7 protein-coding genes are annotated in these 6,000 nt (G+C 45.0%); 4 read left to right on the forward strand and 3 right to left on the reverse strand.

The window, feature by feature from the left end; genetic code table 11:
• Positions 1-12 precede the first annotated feature (12 nt).
• Complete coding sequence (locus L7E55_RS05835) at positions 13-879, reverse strand: copper amine oxidase N-terminal domain-containing protein (RefSeq protein WP_277443133.1); 867 nt, start codon at positions 877-879, stop codon at positions 13-15.
• A gap of 94 nt (positions 880-973) precedes the next feature.
• Positions 974-2,227 carry a purine-cytosine permease family protein gene (locus L7E55_RS05840; RefSeq protein ID WP_277443134.1) on the reverse strand — a complete coding sequence of 418 codons (1,254 nt, stop codon included), beginning with the start codon at positions 2,225-2,227 and terminating at the stop codon, positions 974-976.
• 114 nt (positions 2,228-2,341) lie between these two features.
• Here L7E55_RS05840 and L7E55_RS05845 point away from each other — a divergent pair, with 114 nt between their 5' ends.
• The 4 genes from L7E55_RS05845 to L7E55_RS05860 all read left to right on the forward strand — a co-directional run bounded on the left by L7E55_RS05845 (position 2,342) and on the right by L7E55_RS05860 (position 5,066).
• Positions 2,342-3,271, forward strand: a complete 930-nt coding sequence (locus tag L7E55_RS05845; protein ID WP_277443135.1) for a helix-turn-helix domain-containing protein — start codon at positions 2,342-2,344, stop codon at positions 3,269-3,271.
• 262 nt (positions 3,272-3,533) lie between these two features.
• Positions 3,534-3,953 (forward strand): response regulator, encoded by a 420-nt coding sequence (locus L7E55_RS05850; protein WP_277443136.1) that lies wholly within the window; start codon positions 3,534-3,536, stop codon positions 3,951-3,953.
• Positions 3,940-4,191 carry an HD-GYP domain-containing protein gene (locus L7E55_RS05855; protein WP_277443137.1) on the forward strand — a complete coding sequence of 84 codons (252 nt, stop codon included), beginning with the start codon at positions 3,940-3,942 and terminating at the stop codon, positions 4,189-4,191. Before L7E55_RS05850 ends, L7E55_RS05855 begins: the two co-directional genes overlap by 14 nt.
• 158 nt (positions 4,192-4,349) lie before the next feature.
• Complete coding sequence (locus tag L7E55_RS05860; RefSeq protein WP_277443138.1) at positions 4,350-5,066, forward strand: lysophospholipid acyltransferase family protein; 717 nt, start codon at positions 4,350-4,352, stop codon at positions 5,064-5,066.
• A 188-nt stretch (positions 5,067-5,254) separates the two neighbouring features.
• On the opposite strand, the gene L7E55_RS05865 is transcribed toward L7E55_RS05860, so the two are convergent.
• Positions 5,255-5,746: a sigma-70 family RNA polymerase sigma factor gene (locus tag L7E55_RS05865; RefSeq protein ID WP_338091175.1), complete on the reverse strand. Its 492-nt coding sequence runs from the start codon at positions 5,744-5,746 to the stop codon at positions 5,255-5,257.
• Between the last annotated feature and the right edge of the window lie 254 nt (positions 5,747-6,000).

Raw genomic sequence — 6,000 nt, forward strand, 5'->3', positions numbered from 1 at the left:
AATTACTAAAATTTATTCTACGGTAAATGGTGTAGCGGCTTTAAGGACGCCGTCCACATAAACTTTTATTTCGTAATAGCCCGTGGGCCACTGATCTGATTGCCTGGTAAATTTAAAGCCAACGTACCGCGAACCGCTTTGCGGATAGACCAATTCACTTGTGACGCTGGCTTGGCCGTGGTTGTAATCCAGCACTCCGGTAACCTCCTGCCCGGCCAGACCGTTCATTATTTTAGCTGAAGCGCAGATAAACGGTGAAAATGCGTTGATTGGCAGTTGTGACTCTCCGGCCTGTACGAACACTACCTGGCCGTTTGGGCCAAACTGTCTAGCCAGAAGAAGTTGTGTTTCCAGGTCAAGATCAGGCCCCACCAGCAACTGGTCCACTGTAGTGACATCATTGGAAGATACCGGCGCAGATTTGGTGATGATGACTGTTTGTGATTGCTCGTCCCAACCTACCCTGGCGCCCAGCGCCTCGGCGATAAACCTCACCGGCACCATGGTTCGTCCGTTGATCAGCAGCGGCGCCACGTCCGGGTAAAGAATGTTCCCGTTGACGTAAATTCTGATATAACCCGTATCGTTGGGCGGCGGGCTGCCTTCATACTGTCCGCCTGAAGCGATGAGCACGGATAGAGTGGCTTCATCCCAATCCACTGTACAGTCCAAAGCTTGGGCCACGAAGCGGACCGGCACCATAGTCCTTCCGTTGATGATCTGGGCGGGCACATCCGGCCTGAGCACGGTGTTGTTGACCCTTATTGTTATTTCGCCGGCTTCGCCGGCGGCAAGACAGATACTTGGAATCAGCGCGAAAAGAGCAAGAATAGTAATCAGAAGAACGTGCTTCCCGTGCTTGATAAAGCCTTTTTTCAATTGTCTTCCCCCTTTTCCCAAATTAAAATTGATAATTTGAAAACAACGTAACACTTTTAATTCAAAAAAAAATCACCCGATCGGGTGATTTTGCCTACACAGTTTTTTTTGTGTAAAAGTTCAGCAATCTGAGAGTAAAATGAATTAAAATATACATGGATGAACTTGAAAATAACCCCACCCCTGAGGCCATATACTGTGGGGGAGTTATTGCGGCCAGTCCTGTTCCTGCCGATACGGCCAGGATAGCCGGTATATTGACGGCTTGAGAGGGGACAGCTGTTTTCCTGACCAGCAGGAAGTCGGTTAATACGACCCCGATTAGCGGGGGGAAGATACAAGAAAGCAGCATCAGCCATGACTGGATTAGACCGGTCAGGCCGGCAACGGCCAAAGCAATCCCGGTCACCCCGCATAAAGCGGTGTTCTTCCAGCGGCCCAGGCGTGGAAGCGCGTTGGTCAAGGCCAAACCGGAAGAATAAAGCACGGTGTGGTTTGTGGTCCAGTTCGCCAGTAAAATAAAAAGCAGCGCCGGAATACCCATGCCAAAGCTGTCAACAACCGTTACCGGGTTCCAGTCACCTGTAGCCACAACTGACAGCATGCCCAGCAGCCCCAGCAGAAAAGAGATCAGAAAAGCACCTGGAAATGTGCCGAACCAGCTATCCCGGTTGCTTCTCGCGTACCTGGAAAAATCAGAAGCTACAAATGCTCCCGATATAAAACCGCCGATTACCAGGTCCATCCCTTGAGCGTAGCTAACGGCGCCCGTGGGTTGGTATTGAAAGGCAGAGGGCAGAGCTGTCAGGGACAGCACTTTGATAGTCATCCAGATGCATAGGAGGCTAAGCAGTGGAGCGGACAACCAGGCCAGCAGCCTGATCCGTTGATAGCCCATCACTGCTGTGGAAGCGTTTAAGACGCCAACCAGTATGATCATAAAGAGAGGCGAGGAAAAACCGGTCGTTTCCTTAATGATCATATCCAGTGCCTCGCCCGTCATGGCGGTCATCACAGCGTACCAGCCAAGTGTTGAAACCAGGAGGAAAGCCGTGGGAAACCATTGTCCCAAGGGATAGCCGAAAACCAGCCTGCCGTACATGACTGCCGGGCAGCCGGTTTTGGTACCGTAATAACCGCCCAGTACTATAAGCACGCCCACCACGAGATTGCCCCAAAAATTTACGGAAACCGCTTCGCTCCATGACAAAGCCGGGATTAGCATGGCGCCGATAATAAAGGAAGGAAGACAGAGGCTAATATCACTCCAGATAATGAACAGGTCAACCCATGTTGCCGTCCTTTCTGGTTTGGATACGGGGTCAAGCCCGAATTGTTCAATATACATAATGGTATAACCTTATTAAATTTTGGGTGTTAAAGGTAAAGACGCATATTTTGTCGAATATTACAATATATTCTCGGTCCCAGTATGGATATCCTCTCTTCAGGAGAAAAAATTATGCTAAATGATCAGCAGTTTGAGGCTTACAATGCGCTGTTAAAGCAAATTTACGGTAACCGGGATATCGAGCAGCTTCGTTCAATTGTTCTCAGTCACTTGCCTCCGCTTGTCCCTTACGACAGTGCCGCTTTTTTTCTGGTAGACCCAACGACGCATCATTTTTTAGAACCCTGCAACGTTGGACTCGATCTTAATAAACACAAACAATATCAAGATTATTATGAGAGTCTTGATCTCTATAAAAAAGCTGTTTTTTCGAAAGGTTCCATCCCCCCTGTGGACCGCAGCTCTGATTACATGAACTATGCCGGGTGGGCGAAAAACGAACACCGTTGTGATTTCCTGCTGCCCCAAGGGATATATCACATTGCTTGTCTGCAAGTTCTTAACGGCGGATTTCTTCTTGGAGAAATTTCTTTACACAGAAGTGAGGGGTCGCCCGATTTTAGCGACAGCGAAATGGCTTTGCTTAAATCGTTGCACGACCACCTGAATAACGCTTTCCTGGAACATAAGCGGGATTCAGGCGCGATTGGGTTATGTGAAATGGACTGCAAGTATAATATAATTGACGCAAATATTCCGGCGCGGGAGATTTTACAGCAGCGTCTTGCCTCGGGACAAAGCGTTTACAGTTATTTGAAAGAGATTTGCCAGAGCCTGGTTAATAGCCGGAAGGCCAGGCCGATTACCGGCGCGTATTACTGGAATGGTAATTTAAGTCTAAGAACCGGGTCGTATCCAATAAAAACAATTTTTTTGGAAGGTGAAGAAGGCAAGAAAGATATTACTTTTTTAAACATAATTCAGTTGGGGCATAATCACGGATTCATAAATACTCAGACTGCTTTCGGATTCGAATTAACCAAAAGAGAAATCGAAATAGCGGCCCTGGTGGCCAGGGGTAACACTAACCTGGAAATCTGAAAAATATACATATTAAAGCAGGAATTTAAAAAACATTGTCGAATGAATGATAATAATAAATTCGATAAATGACCGTCAATAAAGGGCGGTCGTTGTTGTTTAATAGCAATTCGACAGCAAACGACAATATATTTAAGTCTAATATCCTTCTTAGAGAAAATTTTTATTTTGTAAACTAGTTTCAGAAACACATGTATGTAAATTCTATGCAGATATTTACGCATCTGTTATGTATTTTAATAACTTGACAAGAGGGATGGATATGGAGAATCATGTAAACATATTAGTGGTCGAAGACAGTCCGGTTCAGGCTTTAAAACTAAAAAATGACCTTAAGAAGAATAGTTATCATGTTACTGTTACCGGTAGTGGTGAGGAGGCCCTAACTTATTTATATAATAATAAACCAAATGTTATTATAAGTGATATCGTAATGCCCGGTATAGACGGCTATCAACTTTGCCGTCAAATAAAAAGTGATGAGATTCTTAAAAACATACCTGTAATTCTGCTAACTCAGCTTTCAGATCCAAAAGATGTTATCAGAGGTTTAAAATGTGGGGCAGATAACTTTTTAACGAAACCTTATAATGAAAGTTTTCTTATTTCGCGCATTAAGAGCGTTCTAAATAACCGTATGAATAAAGGGAACGGGAACGCGAGCTATATTGCAGCATCATGAAAGATTAGATGGATCCGGCTACCCGAAAGGTTTAATGGGCGATGAAGTCATCCTGGAAGCAAAGATTATATCCGTTGCTGATGTCGTGGAAGCAATATCTTCCCACCGGCCTTACCGGCCGGCTAGGGGTGTTGATAAGGCAATTAGTGAGATCATTGAGAAAAAAGCTGTTCTTTATGATTCTCAAGTGGTTGATGCTTGTGTGAAACTTTTTTGTGAAAAAAACTTCCAGCTATAACAAGGTTTATAGATGGCTTCTTGTGTAAATCCTTCAAGGGGACCTTTTTGGAATCTCAACATATCTATTAACGCAGCAGATAGAAGCCTGAATATATAAATGAGAAAGCTTAATGATCTGATGTAGAGTGATGAATATGTGAGAGAAGAGAAAATAATATGCTAAGAACAACAATCTGGTTCATTTATTTTTGGTGTTCTCTTATTTTACTCCTGCCAAGTATGATAAAAGTGAGAGCTTTACATCGTGCCCAAAAAATTGAGGAGCGGGACCGGAAGGTAGATCGTATCGTAAAAAAATGGGCCCGGTCCATGGTAAACTTAAGTGGTTCCAAAGTTATTGTGACAGGAAAGGAACATATTCCGCCCCGGGGTGGAGTGGTTTTTATCAGTAACCACCAAGGAAACTTTGATATTCCGATTTTATTGGGTTTTATTGATAAGCCCAAAGCTTTTATAGCTAAGAGGGAGTTAAAGAAATTACCGCTTATCAGCAGTTGGATGTTTTATATGAATTGCGTTTATCTGGACAGGAGCAGCGCCCGGGCCGGATTAAAGGCTATACAAGAAGGGGTTGCCTTTCTAAAGCAGGGTTATTCTCAGGTAATTTTCCCGGAAGGCACTAGAAGCCGGGGGGATCAATTAGGTGAATTTAAGCCTGGTAGTTTCAAGCTTGCCACTAAGGCGGAAGTACCCATTGTGCCGGTAGCCATCAAAGGATCTTATAATATTATGGAAGCCAACGGTGGGCTGATCAAACCGGCTGTTGTAGAGGTTTTTATTTCTGAGCCGGTATCCACCGCAGGGCTAAGCAAAGATGAAATCGATCAACTGCCGGAAAAAGTCAGAAACATCATAGCCCTTCAGCTAAAGTGAAGGTCTGATTGATGAACTTATTGAAAGGAATGACACGGAAGATACAGGGAGAAATATAGGGAGGGGATTAACCCCTCCCTATATAATAATACATATCCAGATCAAAATTGCCCTATTACTAGTAACTTTGTTCTCATGTTTAATATTTTAAAAACCGGTACGGGGTTTAAAATAGAGTAAAACTATCTTTACTGTAGGCTTTCCGATGCAAACTCCTTGGTTAATTTGGTCAGAGCCTTTTTCTCGATACGTGACACATATGATCGTGATATACCCAGATTCCTGGCAATTTCCCGCTGGGTTTGCCGTGCGCCGTTCTCCAGTCCGAATCTCAACTCCAGCACTTTCTTTTCCCGGCGCGTCAACTGGCCCACTTTTTCCCGAAGACGTTTTTGCTCAAATCTATTTTCCACGGTTTCCGACACAACTTCAGGATGTGTGCCCAGAATATCCACTAAGGTAATCTCGTTGCCTTCTTTGTCAACACCGATGGGATCATAGAGAGATACTTCAGCTTTAACTTTTTTTATATACCGCAGGTGCATTAGGATTTCATTCTCGATAACAAAGACTAATACCAGGGTTGTCCCTGATTTCATGCGGCGAGCTTTAAGGCTGGCCGCTTTTCTTGTTCGCCCGGCATGTCTGCCGAGCCGATGGGTTGAAAGAAACCCTGTCACCTAACCAGCGGGAAGACAACCCGTAGGCAAGGGCGTCACTGGTAACGGTGGGGTCTGAAGGAAGCCGAAGGGGGAACTTGGAACATAGCGCAAGCGAACCAGTGTTGGCTGATCAGGTGGGTAACCCTGCAAGAAGTGGGAAAGCCCAAAAGCTGGATAACCTGGGAAGTTAGGACGGATGCGTTCAAGTTCAGGCAAGCAGACATAACCGGGGAAGCCCGACATCATCCTGTTGTAAGCAGGTAAGCCCAAAC

It is taken from the genome of Pelotomaculum isophthalicicum JI (assembly GCF_029478095.1).
Classification (GTDB): Bacteria; Bacillota; Desulfotomaculia; order Desulfotomaculales; family Pelotomaculaceae; genus Pelotomaculum_D; species Pelotomaculum_D isophthalicicum.